The organism is Chryseobacterium oranimense (genome assembly GCF_900129755.1).
GTDB lineage: Bacteria > Bacteroidota > Bacteroidia > Flavobacteriales > Weeksellaceae > Chryseobacterium > Chryseobacterium oranimense.
The window spans coordinates 47,582-69,981 of the sequence record NZ_FQWT01000001.1; the positions used below are offsets into that span (position 1 = coordinate 47,582).

Here is a 22,400-nt window from a genome sequence, read left to right on the forward strand (position 1 = left end):
AAACTGAATATTTTCATATTCAGCCCTTTAATATTTTATACTACATAATTATTATTTTTTCTTCACACTATTGCCTACTCCTGTTATCGCAACATTAGGTTTCCCTGTTTTTGTGGATGAAGATTTATAAAACACCTTATTATTGCCTCCTTCCAGAATAATACGTGTTACTTTGTCTACATAAACTGTATTGTCGGTGCCGGATACCTCAAGCTTATCCACATTACCATTAATGGTAATTACATTATTTCCACCCGAAACTTCTGCGTTTCCACCATTTAAAGTATAAGAATTGTTGTGCCCAATACCATCAATTTCAAGGTGTTTATCCGTTTGTTTAGCTGTTCCGTGCTGAGAATCGACTTTGGCAGTTTTTTGAGCATTTGCAAGGCCTATTCCTATAAAAAGAACAGATAAGATGAGTGTTTTTTTCATAATATTTATATTATTTGATCCTGAACAGCTGCAATTAAAATGCCAATCAGCAGGTCAATATATTAACATCTGATTACAAAAAAAGATGTCCTGATTATAAGACATCTTTTTTATTATTTTGTTCATGCTTTTTAGAGTGTATCCCTGTTTTTCAGCATGTTTACTTTTAAAAACCGGATAAGAATAAGCCCTGCAGCAAAGAATAACGTCATGGAAAGTGCCGCAATACGCATATTATTAAAATGCTCAATTAAAGTAGCAAAGATAAATGTACCGATAATAATTGCTATCTTTTCCAGCACGTCATAAAAGCTGAAGTAAGTCGTGTTTTCCATAGAATCTTCCGGAAGAAGTTTTGAATAAGTAGATCTGGACATCGCCTGAAGACCTCCCATCACAAGACCAACTACCGCTGCTACCCCGTAGAACTGATATTCTACCGTAGGATTTTCTTTATTCAGGAAATAAGCCCAAAGACATGCAACAATCCATAAAATAATAGCAATGGAAATCACATTTTTGTTCCCTATTCTTTTTGATAACCTGGAGAATATTACCGCTCCAATGATCGCCTCAATCTGAATAACCAAAAGAGTTCCTATCAGCTTATCCTGAGCCAGATTGATTTCGCTTTTCCCAAACAGGGTTGCCATCAGGAAAATAGTCTGCATCCCGACACTGTAGAAAAAGAAGCTGGAAAGGAAAAATTTCAGATTTTTATCTTTAAACAATACGCCACCCACTTTAAACAGCTCGTGGAAACTTTCTTTGGCAATGTCTTTATAAAAACTCAGATTATCTTTAAAAACCTCAAAGAAGCCTCCCTGTTCTTCATGCTTTTTGAAAATATTCTTATAGTTTAAAAGAACAAGGTCTTTAGGAAGCTTTTCTTTAACATCCCCAAACTGTGGAAGATGCTTGAATGTATACTGCGAGAATCCAAACCACCATGCACCGGTCAGCAGGAAGCTTATTCTCGTGAATAAAAGCTGCTGTGCGGCTCCTTTTGCGAAAACCTGGATCAGTACCAGACAGATCACCACCAAAACCACAGAACCAATATACCCGTACACATATCCTTTTGCAGACAATGCATCCTGCTTGTCACGGGTTGCAATATCCGGCAGGAAAGAATTATAAAACACGAGACTTCCCCAGAACCCAACACTTGCCGTAATACTGAACAGAAGGCCTAAAAACACGTTATGCATTCCTGTAAACATAGCTAGCCCCATACATGAAGTTGCCCCAAGATAACAGAAAAACTGCAAAAATGACTTCTTATTTCCAATAGTATCCGCTAATGAAGACAGGAACGGAGAAAGCAACACCACAATAAAAAATGATATGGTAAGGGAATACCCATACACCGCATCAGGCTGGTATTCGTTTCCGAATATCTTGATCATATGCCTTACCGGAACATCGATCCATGATTTTGTTTCTTCCACGTACTCCTTCTTCTCGTAGGCAGTAGTAAGTATGGAATAGTAAATAGGAAAAATAGTAGAGGTAATAACCAGTGAATAAACGGAATTCGCCCAGTCGTATACAGCCCAGGCTTTCATAATCCTTGGATTATTCTTTATGTTTTGAGGTTGATTCTCAATTTCAGACATTTCAAATAAATATTAGTAGCACAAAAATAGAAAAACCATTAAGAAATTGATAAGATTTTAGAAAAATTATCGATTCCTTAATGGTAAAATATTATTAAACAAAATATTAGATGCTTCTTTAATCATAAAAACCGCCTCTCAGCGGTTTATATTACTATTGTTTTGTAAAAACTATATCAACTGGTTCATAAAGAAAACACTTTACATTTACAGCGAGTTGTTTTTATATGTCCTTAATAATATTGGATTTCTCTGACCCATTTATATAAGTCTTTCCCATTAACATTTTTAATTATTTCTATCCAGTTTTTATGTTTATCGAACTTATATTTAAAAACAACTACTGCTGCATTTTTTGGATTATTCCCATCCAAATAATATAATTTGGTTATATAATTATCTTTATACTCAAACCTGTTATCATACCAAAGTTTATCATTGTAATAGATTGTTTCTCTTTCTAATTTTTTGTCTTTGGTATAAGTATAAGTAGTGTACATGGTTTTTCCATAATTGCCATCTTTTTCTTCTTTGATTATTTTTCCATTTCCCAATATGGTATAATAATGATACTTTCCATCTTTAATATCAGTTTTCTTTATTAAATTTCCAGAATCATCATACTCATATGTCATATGCCCGCTTAAAAATATTTTTTTGTTTTCATAATCAAGTTTATGGTCGAAAAACTTTGATTCAATTACTTTATATCCATTATCATAAATCTTTACACAGCTCAATTTTTGATGATAAATAGAGTCTTTAATGCTACTAAAAGAACCGTTATCATTTTTTTTCCAAATATCATTTGTTACTATAAAAATACTGTCTGTCTTTGTTATAGTATCAAACTTCGTAACAAATAAAGGTTTAAGGCTTTCCTCATTACTAACATATTTTTCCATCGGTTCATCTTTCCATTTAGAATAATTCTCTCTAAATTTTGCAATCTTTTCATTTTTATTATAAAAATAATGGGAAGTTTGTTGGGAATAATCATTTTTGGATTTTTCTGTAACTAACCTGTTCAAATTATCATATGTATAATCATAATCATCTACAATTTTTCCTGATTTGTAGTACCATGTTTCTTTTGTTATATTTCTATTTTTATCATAGTATGTTTCATTGTTTATATATCGACAGAAATCTGTCCCAAACCATGTCCCCCTCATACTTCTTCGCAAATTTTCCGGCTGCATAATGGTTGCATGCCCATACTCATTGTCTCCCTTCATAAAAGTATATGGACCGGAATCATTTAGAAAAATTACATATTCTTTCACAAATTTAGGGCTGCCTAATACTGAATCTTTAATAACCTGGGAATTAAATGAAGCAGATAAAAAAAATATGGAAAATAATAACTGCTTTAATCTTTTATATAAAAAATATTTATTCATATTTCATCTTTTGAAAAAAGCCTCTGAAGAGGCTTTACATTACTGTTTAGTAAAAATAAGATTCTCTGTTTCCGGAAGGTAAATTGTCGTATTCTGATTTCCGGGACAATTTTTTGTTGTTAAGACACTATCATTAGGATAATAAGACCACGAAATAGTTGATGTATTGATCCTTTTTAATAAAATTTCACCCCAACCAACACCACAATTCGTCCCATTATAATAAAGAGATACAATATTATCTTTTACAGATACACTTGTGATGAAATTTCGATCAGCTTCACTCTGAGCATTAGTATTACTTTGTAAAACTGCACCAGATAAATCTGTAATAATATATTTTATAAGTAATGCATCCTGATAAAAAGTCGTAGTCAGATCACGCTTAAAAAGGTAATGTTCATGTTTCGTAATAGTCACAATAATATTTCGCCCATTAACGGTAGATTTCCATGTACCAATATAGGGGTCTAATTCATTACTAAGATCTTTCAAATATGAACCTGGTTGAACATCATCAGGATAAGTATTTAAAGGATATACTTGCTGTGCTTTACAAGAAGAAAAGTTTGTTATTAAAAATAATAATAAAACTGTTATATATAGATTTTTCATAATATTTTTATTTTATACACATGGAACTGCATCTATTGTTCCATCATTATTTTGCTTTATTGTTTTAATTCCATCATTATCTATTCTTTGCAATATAACCTTATTGCTTAGCCCCATTGCTTTTAAACTATCCATAAAAATTTTCTCTAATCCTGTTGAATTCAATTTTCCTGTCTGAGCATTACAATAAATTCCAGAAGTATCAGACAAAAGCCTTCCTTGATTTCTATATTGCTTAATTTTTAATATTTCAAGGTCTGTTTCACTAAATGTACCAGAAGGTGGTAAATCGGTATGATTACCATTAAAATACATTACATAATGTATTCCATTAGGGGCAACCATGCCTAAGAATCCATTCTCAGTGTAACCTATATCTTGGTATCTAACTATTTCTAAAAGAGTATCAATATCATTTGCAGAAAACATATCAACCTTTGTTCCAGTATGATTATGATATCCTCCATTCATTGTAGAAGGGTCTCCAAAATTTACACTGTGAGCACTATTTTCAGTAGTTGGTGTTGGAGGGCCTGATTTATTCAATCTCCATCCCTTTTCTCCTCCTGTCCCACTATTAAGATGATTTTTGAGGTCATTAACTACATCTTTTATTTCCTGTTTTTGCATTAGATTCTTTGTTTTCCCACAAGGGTCATTTCCATTATTAATTCCCCCAATAGGATGCGTCTGAGGATTAGGAACACTTACACTTCCTCCTGAAGGACCGGGAAAAGTAACAGGAGTGTTGGCTCCCCCATAGGTCATATACCACCACCAGGGTATTGGATCATTCCACGTAAGAACTATTTCGTCTACATAATATGTCGGCTCATTCCTGGCTGTCGGGTTGGAGATAGTGCTGTAGTAATTGGCAAATGTATTGATAACATTTTCATATTCTTTCACTTCTCCTGCTTCAAGAATTTTGTAATAGGCATCCGTCCTTTTTTCATTAATGGCACACGAGAGAATATAGTTTAGTTTCCCATTTTTTAATATCGGAAAGTAAACCAGTTTTTCAGCCTCTCCAAACGTTTGGGAAGCTATCCCAAAATCTACTTCACCAAAAACTTCCTGAAAGCTTTTTTTATATTCAGGGTTCTTTTCAAAAACCTGGTACAGGGTTTCAGCAAAAGGATAAGCATAGCTATCCTCTGCCCCTTCTCTGGCAGATAAAGAAGTGTGGATCCTTTTTTCAAAATCTTCAAAGGCTTTTAGTTTACCTTTTTCTGTACTTTGCCGGGAAATTTCATCCTGAAAATCTTCGGTATGGCAGGAATGTAAAGAAAGAGAGCAGGCTATCATAAATGACAGCCGGAGAATAAAATTTTTTCTCATACTTTTTGTTGTTTTTTAGTTGTTAAATATATAAAAAATTTCTAATCACACAATAGTGATTATATTTTTACAAAACTAATTTTTATGCAGATTGGATATTAACAAAATATTGCTATTTTTGATCAAAATAATGCTAAAATGAGTATCGGAAGCAAAGTGAGAAAATATAGAGAGGTTAAAGGAATGTCACAAGAAGATCTTGCCTTTCGTTTAGATGTTGCTCAAACTACAATTTCGAGTATTGAGTCTGATAAAAGCATTCCAAATTCTATTCTTCTCCACAAGATAGCGCAGGAATTAGATGTAGACATCAATGAAATACTAGACGAGGGAAAAACAAATATTAATACTGTAGAAAGAAATGAAGGAGTTATCAATGTTGATACTAATATTGGCACACTTAATATGCTTTCAGAAAAGCTTATCGAGCAGTACGAAGAACGCATCAAAGAATTAAAGGAACAGATAGACTACTGGAAAAGTAAAGCTGAAGCCGGCAAATAACATTCTCTTCTTCCGGAAAGTCTGATATTCCTTTGTTACAGACTTTCCGGAAAGGGAAAATCTTTTTCTCAATTGTATATCAAGCTTTTCCGGAAAACAAAAAACGAGGTTCTGAAAACCTCGTTTTATATATTTGAAACCTTAAGCTTCTGAGTTTATAGCTTATTACATATTCTCAATCACGATAGCAGAAGCTCCACCACCACCGTTACAGATCGCTGCAGCCCCGTATTTGGCATTATTCTGCTTCAATACGTTGATCAATGTAACAATGATTCTGGATCCTGAACTTCCCAGCGGATGTCCGATAGCTACTGCTCCACCGTTTACGTTTACTTTAGAGGCATCCAGTCCTAAGATCTTGTTGTTGGCAAGACCTACTACAGAAAATGCTTCGTTAAATTCAAAGAAGTCAATATCTGAAAGCTCCAGACCTGCTTTTTTAAGAGCAATCGGAAGTGCTTTTGAAGGGGCAGTTGTAAAGTTTTCAGGCTCCTGAGCTGCATCAGCATAAGAAACAATTCTTGCCAAAGGCTTAAGACCCAGTTCTTCCATTTTTTCTTTTGAAACAAGGATCAGAGCGGAAGCACCGTCATTCAATGTAGATGCATTGGCAGCTGTTACTGTTCCCTCTTCTTTTTTGAATACGGTAGGAAGCGTTGCAATTCTGTCGAAATTTACCGCTTTATATTCCTCATCTTCTGCAAAAATTACAGGATCTCCTTTTCTCTGAGGAATTTCAACAGGAACCACTTCTTCAGTGAATTTTCCTTCGCTCCATGCTTTTGCAGATCTTTTATAAGATTCTATGGCAAAATTATCCTGATCTTCTCTCGAAATACTGTAATCTACAGCACATTTCTCTGCACATACTCCCATATGTACTTTGTTGTATACGTCTGTAAGACCATCCAGCAACATTCCGTCCTGAAGTTTAATGTCACCTAGTTTGGTAGCTACTCTTGCATTATAGTAATGCGGAACCAAAGACATGTTTTCCATACCTCCGGCAACAATCACCTCAGCGTCACCAGCTTTAATAGCCTGAGCTGCCATCGTTACGGCTTTCATTCCTGAAGCACATACTTTATTTACTGTAGTAGAAGGCGTCTCAACAGACAATCCTGCCCCTAAAGCCACCTGACGGGCCGGCGCCTGGCCTTCTCCTGCCTGCAGCACATTTCCCATATAGATTTCCTGAACATTTTTAGGATCAAGACCAATTTTATTTAATGCTCCTTTTACAGCAGCTGACCCCAGCTTCGTAGCAGGAACGGTTGAAAGGCTTCCCATAAAACTCCCTATAGGCGTTCTTACTGCGGAAACGATGAATACTTCTTTCATGTGTATTATATTTTACTTTTTTTAAATGAAATGTGCCTTACGGCATCACTATAACTATACTATTTCTTTACTTTCACATAGATAACTTCATACTGGTCGTTCGCAATTTTAGACTGTACTTTCAGTAAATTATCCTGAGTTTCTACAATCTTATTACTGAAAACATCTCCTGTATGAATGCGGTCATCATTATTGGTTTTTTCCAGAACAATAACTTTATAATTACAATCGTCTACAAAAACAAGTGTTGACTTTATATAATCTTTGCCATTGTTGAAATATTCGGTCTGGATATTATCCTTAATAGTCATATGCCAGATTCCTTCCGGATAATTTACCCTCACAAATTTCCCGTCCCTGATATTTTTACATTTGGCCGGCTGGTCGGGTTTATCAAAAGCCGTTTTCTGAGATTTAGCCTGAGAAAATACCAGTGCAAATAAAACTGCTGATCCTAATTTTAAATGTCTCATATCTGTGTTCTTTTATTTACTTTCTTGTTGCCTGTAGCAAAAATCATAAGGAAAGCTCCTAAAAACTCTGCAATCCAGCCCCATTTCAGTTTTACAGTTCCTGCAAAGGCTTCTCTCCAGGATTTAAATGGAACAAAGCTGAAATATTCCAGAGACTGCATCTTAACTGCCACAAGTGTGAATGTAAATAACAGGATCATAAGTATTCCGAAAAACCTCACTACTTTCCCATTGTAATTCACAATACCAAAAACGGCACATGCTGCAAAAATCCAGCATGCAATAGCCAGGTAATGATCCAGTTTCCAGTAGTTCCAGTTTCCGATAACAGGAACATGAACAAGAGGCAGAAAACTGCCTATCACTACCAAAATCAATCCTAATAACTGAATATTTTTCATATTTCCTAAAGTGCCAAAATACAAAAAAAAACACACTTTTGAACAGTGTGTTTTAAAAACGGTTTAACTTGCCAAAGGCATTCATCCGGTACAAAGAAAAACTTCAAATTTTACATTTAATTTAAATAAATCAATTATTTATTATCAATTTAAAAATCAAGGTTAGCAATCTCAATACCAATCTGAAGACCATATTTTTTCTTCAGCAGGGCACTGTCATTGAATGCCGGTGTAAAATCTTTCTGAACAAACAGATTAAGACCAGCATAGCTGATTCCGAATTTGCCTCCAAAAACAAAGTCGTTCATTCCGTGCATCATTCTTTCTCTTTCTACAATTCTCCTGGAGTTCTCGTTCGAATATTTAATATAGTTGGTACTTGCCAGTCTCAGTCCGCCATAGACTCCCAGAATCAGGCTTAATTGCTGTTTTCTGTTATCCAGATATTTCACCCCTTTATATTCTGTATATTTTGGATTCAGAACAAATCTGAGGTCCAGAGGCATGTAGAGATAATAAACATTCAGCTTGGTTTTCTTTAAATTACCACGGTCAAAATCATCTACAAAAAGAGTGTTAATATCCTGTTTGAAAACTTTTTCATACTTAGGAACATATCTGTCTGATCTCATCCCCAACCCTAAACGGTAGAAAACAGGGCTTGTGAAACCTCCGATCTGATCTTCGTACCGTAAAGCAAACTGAGACGAATTAATGATCGTATTTCTGGTGTCCGAATCACGGTTATAAAAACTGAATGGTTCATCTTTCGATGTAAGGCCGCTTCCCATTATACTTACAGAAAGATCAACAGATCTTAGAAAATATTTCGGATCGTTTCTTTTCTTATTCTGCCCAAACTTTAAGTTTACACCATCATGCCCAATACTGAATTCATTCTTAGATCGTATTGAATCCCTGTCCATGAAAACAGAATTTTTAACCATTTCTTTGGTTGCAGCCTCAAGTTGCTGCTGCTGCGCATCTACTTTCCCGTTAATAATCTGCTGGTATTTCTGTGCAGTTTCTTCCCGCTGCTTCAGCTTTTCCTCGATGCTGATTTTCTTTTCACTGAAGTTTTTATCTATGGCATCCAGTTCTGCATTCATTTTTGATTTTTCAGATACCACAATGCTGTCGATCTTTTGTGAATAGCGTTTTATTTTCGGATTCATTTCCGGTGTCTCCTGTGCAAAACTGCATGTGAAAGCTACTATGGCAGTCATTAAGGCTAACTTTGTTCTCATATTTTTATTAATTTTTAGACAATATTTTGGCTCTGACCTTGTTCAAGGACAGTATTTTGTTTTATAAATTTTCAGATTTATTTGGAATCCAGGTAAACCGTCACTCCTAAAACGGTTACGTTACCTACCGTTGGAACCACTTTATTAAAACGGATCACTCCAAATTTATGGTCGTCTTTAGCTGCTTTTGCACGGTTTTTATCAAATTCTCTACCCTGAAGAAGTTCGTCAGCATCAATATAGCTGGATTTTGGCCTCTGCACTTCTGCAACTAAAGGAGGAATGGGATTAGTAACATTTTCCGTTTTTACCTGATAGGTCTTATTTTCCGATTGATTAACCACGATCTGTTCTTCTTTATATTCTGAACTTTGAGGGGTGGTTACTTTTTTTTCTTTTAAGGGAGTTAAAACTTCTTCCGAGTTTATTTTATGATCTTCATTTACAATTTTCACAACTTCCGGAATAGGTTCTTCATTTAAAATGACCGGCTGTTTTTGGGGATTATCTTTTACAGGATTGGTTGTTTCTTCCAGAACCAGTTTAACGATATAGTCTGTTTTTTTATAATCAAATTCATTTCCGGATCTGTTATAATAGATGAGGGAGCCCACAGAAATCAATACCAGCACAGCAGCAGCATATTTCCACCACTGAAAAGACATTTTCGATACCGTTTCCGGAGTTTTCTCCGGATTCTGATCTATCCTGTCCCAAAGATCTGCGGAAGGCTTTATTTCGAGCCTTTCGTAATCAGACTTTAATTGTTTCAGTATTTCTTTTTTCATTTTCTTTTGCTTTTAAAAATTCTGTAAGCCATTTCTTTGCTTTGCTCAGCTGGCTTTTGCTGGTACCTTCTGAAATATTCAGGATCTCTGCAATTTCCTGATGCTTTTTTTCTTCAAAGACATACAGGTTGAAGATCAGCCTGTATCCTGCCGGCATCTGCGAAAATATCTCTTCAAGATTGATTTCTCCGAGGCTTTCGTCCATATCTTCATCAGAATAGTCATCCGCCACTTCTACATCCACATACAGGATGTTTCTGTTTTTCCTGACGAAACTTATAGAATCATTCACCACTATTTTTCTCAGCCAGAACGGGAAGCTTTTCCAGTCCCTGCATTCATCCAGTTTGGTAAAACATTTCATAAATGCACTTACCAGAATATCTTCCGCATCATGAAGGTTATTGGTATAAGAATTTGATATGGCCAGCATTTTCGCCGAAAACATTTCATAGAGAGCCTTCTGGGCCATCCGGTCCTGCTTTTTTGCCAGTAAAAAATTCTTTTCAAGGTTCTCCATGTATCAGTTTCTATCTATAAGACGAAATTTATTATAAAAGGTTGCCTGAAAATAAAAAAAATTGCACTTTTTTTCAAAAGTGCAATGTAATATTTTAATAATCAGCGTAATAAATTAATGATTTACATTCTCTACATCTTTCGGATCATGTTTGTGTTTAAACAAAAATGCAAAAAGAACAGCAAGAACCAAAGCATACGTCGCAAAAGCCAGCCAGATATTTGGCCAGTCTCTTAGCATTACTGCAGATGATAACGTACCGTCTGCATTTACTGCAGCATTGAATGTATTTTTAAGAATCTCTAAAAAACTCTGGTTATCAGGTGTTGTATCCAGATAAGATGATAATTCTGCCGCATTTGTAAATTTGTGCGTAAAGAACTTATCAATAGCCCAACCTGCAATATTACTTCCGAAATAAGCCCCGAAACCATTGGTCATCATCATGAATAATCCCTGTGCAGAAGAACGGATTTTTTTATCAGTAGTTGTTTCCACGAAAAGCGATCCCGAAATATTGAAAAAATCGAAAGCCATCCCATAAACAATACATGATAAAATGATCAATGAAACTCCATATCCGTCAGGAGTTCCGTAGGCAAAGAACCCGAATCTCAATACCCATGCAAACATTGAAATCAGCATTACTTTTTTAATTCCGTATCGCTTTAAAAAGAAAGGAATTGCCAGAATAAATAAGGTTTCAGAAACCTGGGAAATAGACATCACAATCGTAGATCTCTGAACTACAAATGAATCTGCATATTTGGGGAAATGAGAAAATTCACTCAAGAAAACATCTCCATAAGCATTGGTCAGCTGAAGGGCCGCTCCCAAAAGCATTGAAAACCCAAAGAACAACGCCATTTTATAGTTCCCGAATAGTTTGAACGCATTCAGTCCTAATTGTTCGAACAGAGGGGTATTTTTATCTATTAATTTCTGAGGCGGGCATTTCGGTAAGGTTAATGCATATATTCCCAAAATAATAGCTGCCGCTCCTCCAATGTAAAACTGGCCTTCTGTAGCTTTATTTCCAGTAAGGTTGGTCACCCACATTGCCACAATGAAACCTATTGTTCCCCAAACGCGAATCGGGGGGAAATCTTTAACAACATCCAGATTACTGTTCTTTAAAACAGTATAAGAGATAGAGTTTGCAAGGGCAATTGTCGGCATATAAAAGCACATTGCCACAAGCATTACATAGTAAAAAGAGTCAGGAGTTTCCGTATGAGGCAAAAAGAAAAGAACCAAACCATACAAAATTTGTAAAGCCGAAAAAATTCTTTCCGCATTTACCCAGCGGTCGGCAATAATTCCGGTAATAGTCGGCATAAAAATGGAAGCAATCCCCATTGTTCCGAAAACAGCTCCAAACTGTGCTCCGTCCCAATGTTTTGTGCCGAACCAAAAATTAGCCATCGTAATCAGCCAGGCTCCCCAAACAAAAAACTGGAGGAAGCTGAGGATGGTAAGTCGTAATTTTAAATTCATAGTTTATATAAAGTATCTCTTAATCAATTCTTTTCTTCCTTCTTTTAATTTCTTCCTGAATTTCCAAAGCGGTATCAAAATCTTCTTCCTTTACGGCTTCTTCAAGCAATTTTTGAAGTTCTTCCATAGATACGGCTTTTAAGTTGTCTTCAGACTGTACAGTTTCGGAGAACGGCTGTTCTTCTTTTGAAACATCTTCCAGCTCAAGAAGAATTCCCGCTTCATTAAGTACCTGCTGAGTGGTAAAGATAGGCGCGTCAAACCTTACGGCCATTGCTACTGCATCAGAAGTCCTTGCGTCCAGGATCAGTTCTTCATTATTAGCTTTATTTCTGAAATTAATATTAGAAAAAAATACGCCGTCTACGATCTGGTAAATAATTACTGAAACCAATTCATAATGGGTAGAAACTATAAATTTTGTAAATAAATCGTGAGTAAGGGGACGGGGCGGATGGATGTCTTTTTCCAGTCCCAGCGAAATAGACTGAGCCTCGAAATTTCCTATAACAACAGGTAATTTTATATGTGTTTCTTCATGCTCCAATAACAAAGCGTAAGCCCCCGATTGGGTCTGGCTGTACGATATTCCGCGAATAATTAGCTGCTTATAATCCATAGCTACAAATATAGATTAATTTTTTTATTGTGATTTCAGTTTTTACGCAAAAATAAAAGCCCGGAAAAGCCCGAGCTTTTATTTTTATTGTGAAAATTGTGAATGGTAAATAATCAATTTACGCTTTAATCTTCTGATCATATCAAAATTAAAAGCGCAACGAATTGATCATTCGCCATTGACTTTTTATCCTTTAATTGCTTTAATTTTCTCCGTTAATGCAGGAATGATCTGGAATGCATCTCCCACTACTCCATAATCAGCAGACTTGAAGAACGGTGCTTCAGCGTCATTATTGATTACTACGATTGTTTTAGAAGAGTTTACCCCAGCTAAGTGCTGAATAGCTCCTGAAATACCTACCGCAATATAAAGATTAGGTGAAATTGCTTTACCTGTCTGTCCTACGTGCTCTGTATGAGGTCTCCATCCGATATCGGAAACCGGCTTGGAACATGCTGTAGCAGCCCCAAGAACATTAGCCAGATTTTCGATCATTCCCCAGTTTTCAGGACCTTTCATCCCTCTTCCTGCAGAAACAACGATCTCAGCTTCTTTAAGGTCTAATTTACCTGAACTCTGCTCATGAGAGATTACTTTAGTATCTTCGTTTGCTACTGATAAGTTTTTAACTTCTTCAGAACCTGAAACTGCACTTTCTTTTACTCCGAAAGCATTCTGTGAAACCGTGATGATCACACCGTTTCCTTCAGCTTTTGCATGCATGAATCCTTTTCCTGAGAATGCTTTTCTCTTCACCTGGAACGGAGAAAGGCTTTCAGGAGCTTCCAGAACGTTGGTAATTAAAGAATAGTTCTTCATTACCGCAAGCATAGGAGCTACAGAAGATGCATCTGTCGTGTGAGGAAAAACGATAGTGTTTCCGTCCGCCACTTCACTTACAGCCTGTGCATAGGCTTTTGCCGAGAAGTTTTTAAGACCTTCATCTTTGATATTGATAACGTTTGATGCTCCATATTTGTACAATACATCTGAAGAATCCGTTGGGTTTACAGAGATCGCCGTAACGGTGTCTCCTGCCTGATCTGCAATTGCCTTAGCATAAGAAACTGCCTCCAAAGCTGCTTTTTTGTAAACTCCGTTTATATTTTCTGCGTATACGAATACTGCCATTTTTTTAAATTTAAAGATTAAAAAATTTAAGAATTAAAAGATTGTTAGATTACTTTAGCTTCTTCGTGAAGTAATCTTACCAATTCGTCCAGATTATCCGGAGAAACCATTTTAACAGCAGCTCTTGGCGGTACACTGTCATAAGTTACCCCTTGAACTTTCACTTCTGAAGAAGCAGGCTCTACTACTTGTAAAGGCTTTGTTCTTGCAGACATAATTCCTCTCATATTCGGGATGATAAGATCTTTTTCGTCTACCAATCCTTTTTGTCCTGCAATCACGGCAGGCAATTTTACTGATATAGTTTCTTTTCCGCCTTCAATTTCTCTCACTGCAGTAGCATCATTTCCGTTTACATCCAAACCTACAGATGCATTTACGAAAGGCTGGTTCAATAGCTGAGCCACCATTCCCGGTACAGACCCGCCATTGTAATCGATGGATTCTTTTCCGCAAAGAACAAGATCATATCCTCCGTTCTGAGCTACAGCAGCAATTTCTTTTGCTGTAGAATAGCTGTCCTTAGGATCCAGGTTTACTCTCACTGCATCGTTGGCACCAATAGCTAATGCTTTTCTTATTACAGGTTCTGTAGCAGCATCTCCTACATTGATCACTGTTACAGTTGCACCCTGAGTTTCCTGAAGTTTAACCGCTTTTGTCAATGCAAATTCATCTAGTGGATTGATTACCCACTGGATTCCATTTTTGTCGAAAGCAGATTTATCTGCCGTAAAGTTAATTTTGGAAGTAGTATCCGGAACACTACTGATACAAACTAATATTTTCATGTGTACTATTTTATTTTTTCCCTTTTTGTGCATAAAAACATAGCGTTCTATGCTGAGATTTTGTTATATTTTACAGTTGCTAATATAATTAAAAAATATATTATGCATGCATAATACTTATTTTTTTACTATTCAATACATTAAATGCATTGATCACGCTGGTTTTGTTGCCCTAAACTCTATCTTGCTGGGCAGGACACGGGGATTCATCTTTAAAATATCAAGCACAAGATTCCCCATATCTTCAGGCTGAATCTTCCAGTTATCTTTTTCTGAAGGAATATTCCCGTTAAAATTTGTAGCTACTGAGCCCGGCATAATGACGGTAGATTTGATGTTGTATTTTCGAAGATCAATCATTGCAGCCTGAGTGAATCCCACTACCCCAAATTTAGAAGCATTATAGCCTGTTCCGTTTTCAAAGAAATTGGCACCGGCAAGGCTTGAAATGGTGATATAATAACCTTCTGTCTTTTTCAGTTCTTCTACGGAAGCCTTTAACGTATAGAAAGCACCGGTCAGATTGGTTTCTATCATATCATTCCATTCTTCGGCAGTCAGTTGATCTACCGGTTTGAATATTCCCAGGCCTGCATTGGCAATGACAAAATCCAGCCTTCCAAATTTTGCAATGGTATATTTTACAGCTTCTACCTCACTTTCTAGGTTTCGTACATCTGAAACAATTCCCAGAACATTCTCTGAATATTTTTTAAGATCTTCTTCAGCTTTCGCTACATCATTTCTCTTACGTCCTGAAAATGCGACTGAAATACCATTCTCCAGTAATATCCTGGCTATTCCAAAACCTATTCCTTTGGTTCCTCCTGTTATATAAGCGACTTTATTTTCCGGCATATTGCTAAATTTTAATTCCCTAAAATAACAAAAACGCTCCAATTGAAGCGTTTTATATGACTAAGATTTGTCAGTAGTTTATTTTTTAATGAATTTAGTCAGAACAATTACCGATTTGTACAGATTATTATACTTTTTATTAAAAATAAATTTAAAACAATTTTATAATTTTCTCTGACTTTTAAATAAAAAACGCTCCGATGTGGAGCGTTATGTAATTAAGAGTTATCTATCTTATTTTTTTACAATTCTTTCTGTTACTTTTCCGTTAGAAGTTTCAATATTCAGTATATATACTCCAGCAGGTAGTTTTCTTAAATCTACTTTGTTATCTGAAACTGGTGTATCCAGCTTTTTGCCACCAAAATCATAAACTGCAATTGAGTTTATTTTGTCTTTTGATTCTACTACAACAAAATCGGAAGTTGGATTAGGATACATTTTGTAGTCCACTTTTTTCGTTGCTTCAGATGTGCCCAGTACACCGCTCACTACCTGAATTCCATCAAAATAAGCTGAACTGTTATAATTATCATTGGTAATCGCAATATTTCCAACCATAGTACCTCCTGCTACTACTCCGGTATAGATCAATGTTCCGTTTTGATAATATTTGGCTTCGTTATTTGTAAAATCCAATTGTATTTTATAGGTATTCCAGCCATTTCTGGTAAAGTTTGCCCCTGTGTCAATGTAAGCAAGCTGAAGAGTTAGCGGATCCATATCAATCACGTGAATATTGTTCTGGTAATCAAATCTCATCCTAGCATTGATTGTACTTTGAGCAGGTGATTGCGGAGAAAAGAAGAAATCACATTCATCTCCTGCCGTAGCGGCCGATGTAAAATAAGCATTAAAATATACGGTCACAATAGGTCCGTTTACAGTTACTGTAGGGCTAATGGCACCTGCTGAGGCATGGTTGGTTCCATTATTACCTGTAATTTTCAATGATTGTGTTCCCGGCTTAGCCTGCTCTGTTGTAACCACTGCAATATGTGCTGCAGCAGTACCTCCCCAGCCACCCTGACCGGCAATATTACCTGCATTAAATCCTTGAGATGTCTCAAAACTGTAGTTCATTTGAGCATTACCTAGCAGAAAACCGAATAATGCACCAGATAGTAAAATTTTCTTCATGATATTTTTTTTCATTATTAATTAGTCTAGTAAATATAGAACTTTTATTCTAATTTAAAAAGAAATTCCTATAATTCAATAACATAAGTTAATGTTTTATTCAAAATAATCAAAATATAACATTTATACCATTTTTGTTAAAAACATAAAATATAAATCAATTTTCTAAAAAAAAGACTTTTATAAAATATTTTAACTAAAAAAATAACAAAATACAAAAACAAATACCAGATCACGAAAAATCACCATAAGTACAAGAAAACTAACGCATTATAAATTCTTACATTATTTTTTAATAAACTTCTCAGAAAAATTACCATTTTCAGCTCTGATATTAATCAAATAAGTCCCCGGAGAAAGATTTTTTATGTCTACTCTATTATTTTCCAGCCCGGCCTGAACTTTTTTACCCGCTGTATCATAAATCTCTACGGTTTTTATTTTACCTGAAGAACTTATCTTAATGAAATCAGAAGCGGGATTTGGATATACTTCTACAGCTTTTTTATTCATTGCTTTTTCTGCTACGGATAATAATGCCTGATTATATACTTTAATATTATCAATATAGGCTGATCCGTCTGCATTATCATGCACAAAACGCAGCTGATTTATATCCATGGACTCTGCTGCCGTACCGGAATAGATCAAAACCCCATTGAGATAATACTTGATATCTGCTGGTGTTCCTACTACCGTTACTGGATACCACACATTCGGAAGCCAGCTTCCTGAGGCAGATTCCATTACGGGTATGCCTGAAATTGTTTTCAGAACCTTAATTGTGCCGGTATTATCAAAATCAAGTCTCACAATATATTTCTCGTCCGCACTGCTTACTCCCTGAAAGCTAAAAACGGATCCATTGAGCTGAGACATATTGATATCAAAAGAAACGGTAAAACTATTATAAGGAAGCAATACAGGAAGGTTATCAAATGCTCCGATTATCGGAATCGACTGGGTTCCATATGTATTTTCCTTCACTATCTTCAGGGAATTGGCTCCATGCGTTGCTGTATCAGCGCAAACCATCTGGTTAAGTACATTGGGAGGTACATCGCCTGTTGGAGTGCTGATCCATGTCCCCTGGCCATGAATGTCTCCGGTATGAAAGCCGTCTAAATATTCAAAAGAAACCATTTGCTGTGCAAGGGAAAATGTTGAAAACAAGCACAGTGTGAAGGGATAGATTTTTTTCATAATATTATTTTTAGGTTGAACTAAAAATAAACACATACATTATCAAAAAAAATATCATTTGATAGGGATATTATCATAAAAAAGCGTAAAGCGCTCCAATGTTGGAACGCTTTATACATTATGTTTATAAAATATTAATTATTTAGAATAATTTTCGAAGAATAAAGGGATGCTTTCAATTCCCTTATAGAAATTGAACAACCCGTAATGTTCGTTCGGTGAGTGGATTGCATCTGAATCCAGCCCAAAGCCCATTAATACAGACTTAGCCCCTAAAACTTTTTCGAACATCGCCGTGATCGGAATACTTCCGCCACTTCTGTAAGGAAGAACCTCTTTTCCAAAAGCAGTTTCCATAGCTTTTTTAGCAGCTAAAAATTCTTTAGTGTCGCTTGGTAAAACATATGGCATTCCTCCATGGTGAGGCGTTACTTTTACTTTCACATTCTCTGGAGCGATCTTTTCAAAGTATTTTGTGAATTTTTCTGAAATTTCTTCAGGAGTCTGATATGGAACCAAACGCATTGATATTTTAGCAGAAGCTTTGGAAGGAATCACTGTTTTGGCTCCTTCTCCCGTGTATCCTCCCCAGATTCCGTTGCAGTCCAAAGTAGGTCGGATAGAGGTTCTTTCAAGCGTTGTATAGCCTTTTTCCCCTTCCACACCGTTAAGACCGATAGACTTTTTGAATTCTTCAGGATTATCCTTCAGTTTATTCATATCTGCTCTTTCAGCATCTGATACGGTTTCTACATTGTCATAGAACCCATCGATAGTAATGTGTCCATCTTCATCAATCAGCTTGGCAATCATTCTGGAAAGCACATGAATAGGGTTGGGAACCGCTCCTCCGTAAAGCCCTGAATGAAGATCTCTGTTAGGTCCCTCCACTTCCACTTCTACATAGCTCAAACCTCTTAAACCTGTAGTTACGGTAGGCTGCTCATTGCTGTAGATATGGGTATCAGAGATAAGAATGCAGTCACAAGACAATTTTTCTTTATTTTCATTAACGAAATCTCCCAAACTTACAGAACCAACCTCTTCTTCACCCTCCAGGATGAATTTTACGTTGCAAGGAAGTGAGTTAGTCTTCATCATCGCTTCAAAAGCTTTCACATGCATGAAAAACTGTCCTTTATCATCTGCGGAACCTCTGGCAAAGATGGCTCCGTCAGGATGAAGTTCCGTTTTCTCGATATAAGGTTCAAAAGGTGGTTTTTTCCATAATTCCAGAGGATCGGCAGGCTGTACATCATAATGTCCGTATACAAGTACCGTAGGAAGGGTTTTATCTATGATTTTTTCTCCGAAAACGATAGGATAACCATTCGTTTTGCATACTTCAACATGATCGGCCCCTGCATTTTTAAGATGTTCTGCACATACGTCCGCACATTTCAATACATCATTTTTATAAGCCGGATCTGCAGAAATAGAAGGAATTCTCAATAACTCAAATAATTCATCCACGAAACGCTGTTTGTTTTCGTTGATGTAATTTAATGTCTCTTGCATTGTAAAAATTTGTTTCGTTAAAAATAAAAAAAATGCCCTGCTTGAGCAAGGCATTTATATACTTTATTGTATTTAACTTATTTTGTAAATCTTACAGACATTTTTCTGTCAGACGCTCTTTCTGCATCGGATGCTTTTGCGTCTACTTTTGCAAACTGGCTTCCGTATCCTTCTGCTGAAACGATCTGTCCTCCTGCACCTAGGCTTGTAAGTTGAGCTTTAATGAAGTTGGCTCTGTCCTGAGATAATTTCACATTTTTAGGTTCGTCTCCGGTTTTATCAGTATAACCGCCAATTTTAATTTTTGCATCCGGGTAAGCTTTCAGAATCTTGGCCAGGTTATCCAGCTGCTCCTGAGAACCTGCCTCTAACTGATTGGCAGAACCCATTTTGAAGTTCACATTATCGAAATCATACCATACAGATTTTAATCCGTCTTCAGTTGCAGAAGCGTATTGACCTGACTTCAGGTATTTTATCATGCTGTCTTCCATTCCGTTTGCAAAACCTTTCAGGGCAACTCCATTCAAATCAATAGAAACCTGAGATTTTTTCTCAGCATGTTCAGAACCGTGTCCTGCAGCAGCTTCATGACCGTGTGCTTCACCTCCTACCTGTACATCGTCGGAATATCTTTCTACTCCTTCTTCCAGTTTCAGAGTATTCTTGTTTCCTCCTGCCTGAATTTTTTTACAGCTTACGGCTACTGTTGCAACAGCTAAACATATAATTAATTTTTTCATATGCAAAATTTATTTTTGTAAGGTCATATGGAATCGCATTATTTAGTCTGTTTCAATTATTTTTACAGCAAGCGATTTCATGCTTAAATTTTTGATTGCCCAAAAGTAAGAAATCCTGCTTTTTTCGGCAACATTTTTATACTGATTTTAAAATTATTTTCCCTTTTTTGGATTGTGTAAAAATAAGATACCTGTCTCCCCCATCTTTTATCCCATATTTTTTTTTGATATCGTCAGGTTTTAAGGGATAGTTCTTTGAAATAATATTAAACTGCCCTTTCTTTTTAATCTGCTTGGATTCAACAACTTCCATTTCCAAAACCCTGCCGGGAAAACCGTCAGCCTTTTGAGCCGAAGTATAGAGGTGGGTATTCGGATGAAGTTTTTTAAGGTTGAACCTTTCTGAAATCAGATTAAAAACTCCGGCTTTTAAAATACTGTTATTGGGAATATAGATGAACTTTTCTGGCTCAGAATATACAGCCTGTACCTTTTCCTCTTCTCCAAATACAAACGAAAAATCAGATTCTTCACTTTCCAGATTGATACAGTTCACTGTAATGCCATCTCTTTTTTCATTGGACAAAAAGACAACAGCTTCTTTCACATCATTCTTTACAGCTATGATTTCTATCCTGAAAACACCTGGTAAAACTGAGATCAGATATTTCAAATCGATTAACGGTGAAAGTTTTATAATCACCTGATCTGCAGTCGCAAGAAGAATATCTTTAATCTGCAGGATATCCGGCGAAAGATCTTCCAGCAGAAAAACTTTGTTTTTATTCTGATCTCTCCTTGCAGGATCTAAATAAACAACATCAAAATATTCTTTATTCGTACTTAGAAAGTCTTCCAGATTTTGATTGACAAACGATGCTTCTCTGCCTAAAATTCCCCAATTATGTTCTACTATATCCAGTAATTCGTGGTTTTGTTCAACGAGAGTCACCTCATTGAAATTCCTGGAAAGATAATAGGCATCAATCCCAAAACCACTGGTCAGGTCCACGAATCTATTTCCTTTAAGGATCTTCGACTTGTAAAGTGCCGTTGTTTCCGAAGAAGCCTGTTCTAAATTAAGTTGCGGCGGGAAAATAATGCCATCTTTCAGCAGAAACGGAAATTTCTTCTGTGCTGTCTGTTTTCCTTTGATCTGTTGAACAATTTCCTGCATGGAAACATCAGGAAAGGGAGATTTTTTTAATAATAGTGCGTGCAAATCCGAATTCAGATTTACATTGATGTAGTTTTGAATGTCTTGGTTTACTATTTTATTTCTCACAGATTTCTCAGATAACATTTATCTTTTATAAAAAATATAATCTGTCAGTAACGGATCAATACCGATTTGCTTTAGAAGGGAATTGATCTGCCCCCGATGATAGGTTGAATGGTTTATGGCATGAAAAAGCATTTCGAAAATACTGTTTTCAAATTTTGTTCCTCTTGAATTTTGATATTCCACTCTTTGATCCAGATCAGATTTTTGGATGATATCAATACTTTTAAGAAAGTTCTGCTTATTAATTTCGTGGAGGGACTCAAAAGGGTTGACTTGCCAGACTTCAAATGATTTTTCACCCAATATTCTTGAATTCCAGATCTGTTGGGCATTCAATGTATGATTGATCAGGCTGATTGTTTTTTCATCAACTTTCGGCTTGTTTTCTGAAATATATTTTATCATTTCTTTATTGAAATGATGGGTGTATTCAAAAAGGTCAATCAGTTTTTCTTTCATTACTTTAGTTTGACTCTTTATGCATTATGATCGTATTGCGGGATAATGGATCTAAGATTTTAGGATCTTCATTATCAAAATCTATAAAAAATAAAAATTCCTTTTCGTTGGTAAATTCAATAAATCCCTTTAAAAATTGAACTTCCTCCAAATGTCCTTCCTGATTATTATAGGAAGCAATCATTTTAAACCTGTAAGGTTTTGCAGAAAAATCTACATCATATTGAACATGACCTTTTTTACCCTGATTAGGGCCGTCCGGAATTGCATAATCTCTGCCGTCGATCACCATTCCATTGTATTCAACATAGATAAAGCCGTCCGGAAAAAAAGTAAAAGACCCCTTATTATTTTTATCATCTGTTCCCGTCCATTTTCCATATAAATCTTTTACAGATTGTGAAAAACATGTTCCAAAAAACATTAGAAGAAGAAATATCCAGCTTTTTCTCATGAGAATATG

General features: G+C 35.8%; 24 protein-coding genes. 1 reads left to right on the forward strand and 23 read right to left on the reverse strand.

Annotation, left to right across the window (positions count from 1 at the left end; genetic code table 11):
• Positions 1–51: 51 nt before the first annotated feature.
• From BUB03_RS00240 to BUB03_RS00260, 5 genes are all read right to left on the reverse strand, one after another.
• On the reverse strand, positions 52–435 hold the full coding sequence (locus BUB03_RS00240; RefSeq protein ID WP_083538844.1) for a DUF3060 domain-containing protein: 384 nt from the start codon (positions 433–435) through the stop codon (positions 52–54).
• Between the two features lie 131 nt (positions 436–566).
• The gene (locus BUB03_RS00245) at positions 567–2,054 is read right to left on the reverse strand and encodes an MFS transporter (protein ID WP_073059434.1); all 1,488 of its coding nucleotides are present in this window, start codon (positions 2,052–2,054) and stop codon (positions 567–569) included.
• Positions 2,055–2,287: 233 nt separating this feature from the next.
• Positions 2,288–3,457, reverse strand: a complete 1,170-nt coding sequence (locus BUB03_RS00250) for a hypothetical protein (RefSeq protein WP_073059436.1) — start codon at positions 3,455–3,457, stop codon at positions 2,288–2,290.
• 39 nt (positions 3,458–3,496) lie between these two features.
• The gene (locus BUB03_RS00255; RefSeq protein WP_073059438.1) at positions 3,497–4,072 is read right to left on the reverse strand and encodes a DUF6705 family protein; all 576 of its coding nucleotides are present in this window, start codon (positions 4,070–4,072) and stop codon (positions 3,497–3,499) included.
• A gap of 12 nt (positions 4,073–4,084) precedes the next feature.
• Complete coding sequence (locus BUB03_RS00260) at positions 4,085–5,413, reverse strand: hypothetical protein (RefSeq protein WP_073059440.1); 1,329 nt, start codon at positions 5,411–5,413, stop codon at positions 4,085–4,087.
• Positions 5,414–5,551: 138 nt separating this feature from the next.
• On the opposite strand from BUB03_RS00260, the gene BUB03_RS00265 reads away from it, so the two are divergent.
• A complete protein-coding gene (locus tag BUB03_RS00265) occupies positions 5,552–5,917 on the forward strand; it encodes a helix-turn-helix domain-containing protein (protein ID WP_052352586.1) in 366 nt (121 codons plus the stop codon).
• 165 nt (positions 5,918–6,082) lie between these two features.
• On the opposite strand, the gene BUB03_RS00270 is transcribed toward BUB03_RS00265, so the two are convergent.
• The 18 genes from BUB03_RS00270 to BUB03_RS00355 all read right to left on the reverse strand — a co-directional run bounded on the left by BUB03_RS00270 (position 6,083) and on the right by BUB03_RS00355 (position 22,391).
• Entirely contained in the window at positions 6,083–7,261 is a 1,179-nt protein-coding gene (locus BUB03_RS00270) for an acetyl-CoA C-acyltransferase (RefSeq protein ID WP_073059441.1), read from the reverse strand.
• A gap of 59 nt (positions 7,262–7,320) precedes the next feature.
• Positions 7,321–7,734 carry a hypothetical protein gene (locus BUB03_RS00275; RefSeq protein WP_073059444.1) on the reverse strand — a complete coding sequence of 138 codons (414 nt, stop codon included), beginning with the start codon at positions 7,732–7,734 and terminating at the stop codon, positions 7,321–7,323.
• On the reverse strand, positions 7,731–8,135 hold the full coding sequence (locus tag BUB03_RS00280) for a hypothetical protein (protein ID WP_073059445.1): 405 nt from the start codon (positions 8,133–8,135) through the stop codon (positions 7,731–7,733). Before BUB03_RS00280 ends, BUB03_RS00275 begins: the two co-directional genes overlap by 4 nt.
• Positions 8,136–8,284: 149 nt before the next feature.
• Positions 8,285–9,382: an OmpH family outer membrane protein gene (locus BUB03_RS00285; RefSeq protein ID WP_073059447.1), complete on the reverse strand. Its 1,098-nt coding sequence runs from the start codon at positions 9,380–9,382 to the stop codon at positions 8,285–8,287.
• A 77-nt stretch (positions 9,383–9,459) separates the two neighbouring features.
• A complete protein-coding gene (locus BUB03_RS00290; protein WP_073059449.1) occupies positions 9,460–10,170 on the reverse strand; it encodes a hypothetical protein in 711 nt (236 codons plus the stop codon).
• Complete coding sequence (locus tag BUB03_RS00295; RefSeq protein ID WP_073059450.1) at positions 10,136–10,690, reverse strand: RNA polymerase sigma factor; 555 nt, start codon at positions 10,688–10,690, stop codon at positions 10,136–10,138. The genes BUB03_RS00290 and BUB03_RS00295 overlap by 35 nt, the downstream gene beginning before the upstream one ends.
• Before the next feature lie 114 nt (positions 10,691–10,804).
• Positions 10,805–12,187, reverse strand: a complete 1,383-nt coding sequence (locus BUB03_RS00300; RefSeq protein ID WP_040994861.1) for a nucleoside permease — start codon at positions 12,185–12,187, stop codon at positions 10,805–10,807.
• Between the two features lie 19 nt (positions 12,188–12,206).
• On the reverse strand, positions 12,207–12,806 hold the full coding sequence (locus BUB03_RS00305; protein WP_073059452.1) for a bifunctional nuclease family protein: 600 nt from the start codon (positions 12,804–12,806) through the stop codon (positions 12,207–12,209).
• 186 nt (positions 12,807–12,992) lie between these two features.
• On the reverse strand, positions 12,993–13,940 hold the full coding sequence (locus BUB03_RS00310) for an electron transfer flavoprotein subunit alpha/FixB family protein (protein ID WP_073059454.1): 948 nt from the start codon (positions 13,938–13,940) through the stop codon (positions 12,993–12,995).
• A 44-nt stretch (positions 13,941–13,984) separates the two neighbouring features.
• A complete protein-coding gene (locus BUB03_RS00315) occupies positions 13,985–14,731 on the reverse strand; it encodes an electron transfer flavoprotein subunit beta/FixA family protein (RefSeq protein ID WP_073059456.1) in 747 nt (248 codons plus the stop codon).
• 153 nt (positions 14,732–14,884) lie between these two features.
• Positions 14,885–15,589, reverse strand: a complete 705-nt coding sequence (locus tag BUB03_RS00320) for an SDR family oxidoreductase (protein ID WP_040994857.1) — start codon at positions 15,587–15,589, stop codon at positions 14,885–14,887.
• A gap of 234 nt (positions 15,590–15,823) precedes the next feature.
• Positions 15,824–16,729, reverse strand: a complete 906-nt coding sequence (locus BUB03_RS00325) for a T9SS type A sorting domain-containing protein (protein ID WP_040994856.1) — start codon at positions 16,727–16,729, stop codon at positions 15,824–15,826.
• Between the two features lie 285 nt (positions 16,730–17,014).
• The gene (locus BUB03_RS00330; protein WP_073059460.1) at positions 17,015–17,932 is read right to left on the reverse strand and encodes a T9SS type A sorting domain-containing protein; all 918 of its coding nucleotides are present in this window, start codon (positions 17,930–17,932) and stop codon (positions 17,015–17,017) included.
• Positions 17,933–18,070: 138 nt separating this feature from the next.
• Positions 18,071–19,450 carry a dipeptidase gene (locus BUB03_RS00335; RefSeq protein ID WP_073059462.1) on the reverse strand — a complete coding sequence of 460 codons (1,380 nt, stop codon included), beginning with the start codon at positions 19,448–19,450 and terminating at the stop codon, positions 18,071–18,073.
• Between the two features lie 77 nt (positions 19,451–19,527).
• On the reverse strand, positions 19,528–20,193 hold the full coding sequence (locus BUB03_RS00340; protein ID WP_040994851.1) for an OmpA family protein: 666 nt from the start codon (positions 20,191–20,193) through the stop codon (positions 19,528–19,530).
• A 136-nt stretch (positions 20,194–20,329) separates the two neighbouring features.
• Complete coding sequence (locus BUB03_RS00345) at positions 20,330–21,496, reverse strand: class I SAM-dependent methyltransferase (protein ID WP_073059464.1); 1,167 nt, start codon at positions 21,494–21,496, stop codon at positions 20,330–20,332.
• Complete coding sequence (locus BUB03_RS00350) at positions 21,497–21,937, reverse strand: DinB family protein (RefSeq protein WP_073059466.1); 441 nt, start codon at positions 21,935–21,937, stop codon at positions 21,497–21,499.
• Between the two features lie 4 nt (positions 21,938–21,941).
• Complete coding sequence (locus BUB03_RS00355; protein WP_073059467.1) at positions 21,942–22,391, reverse strand: hypothetical protein; 450 nt, start codon at positions 22,389–22,391, stop codon at positions 21,942–21,944.
• Positions 22,392–22,400: the final 9 nt, after the last annotated feature.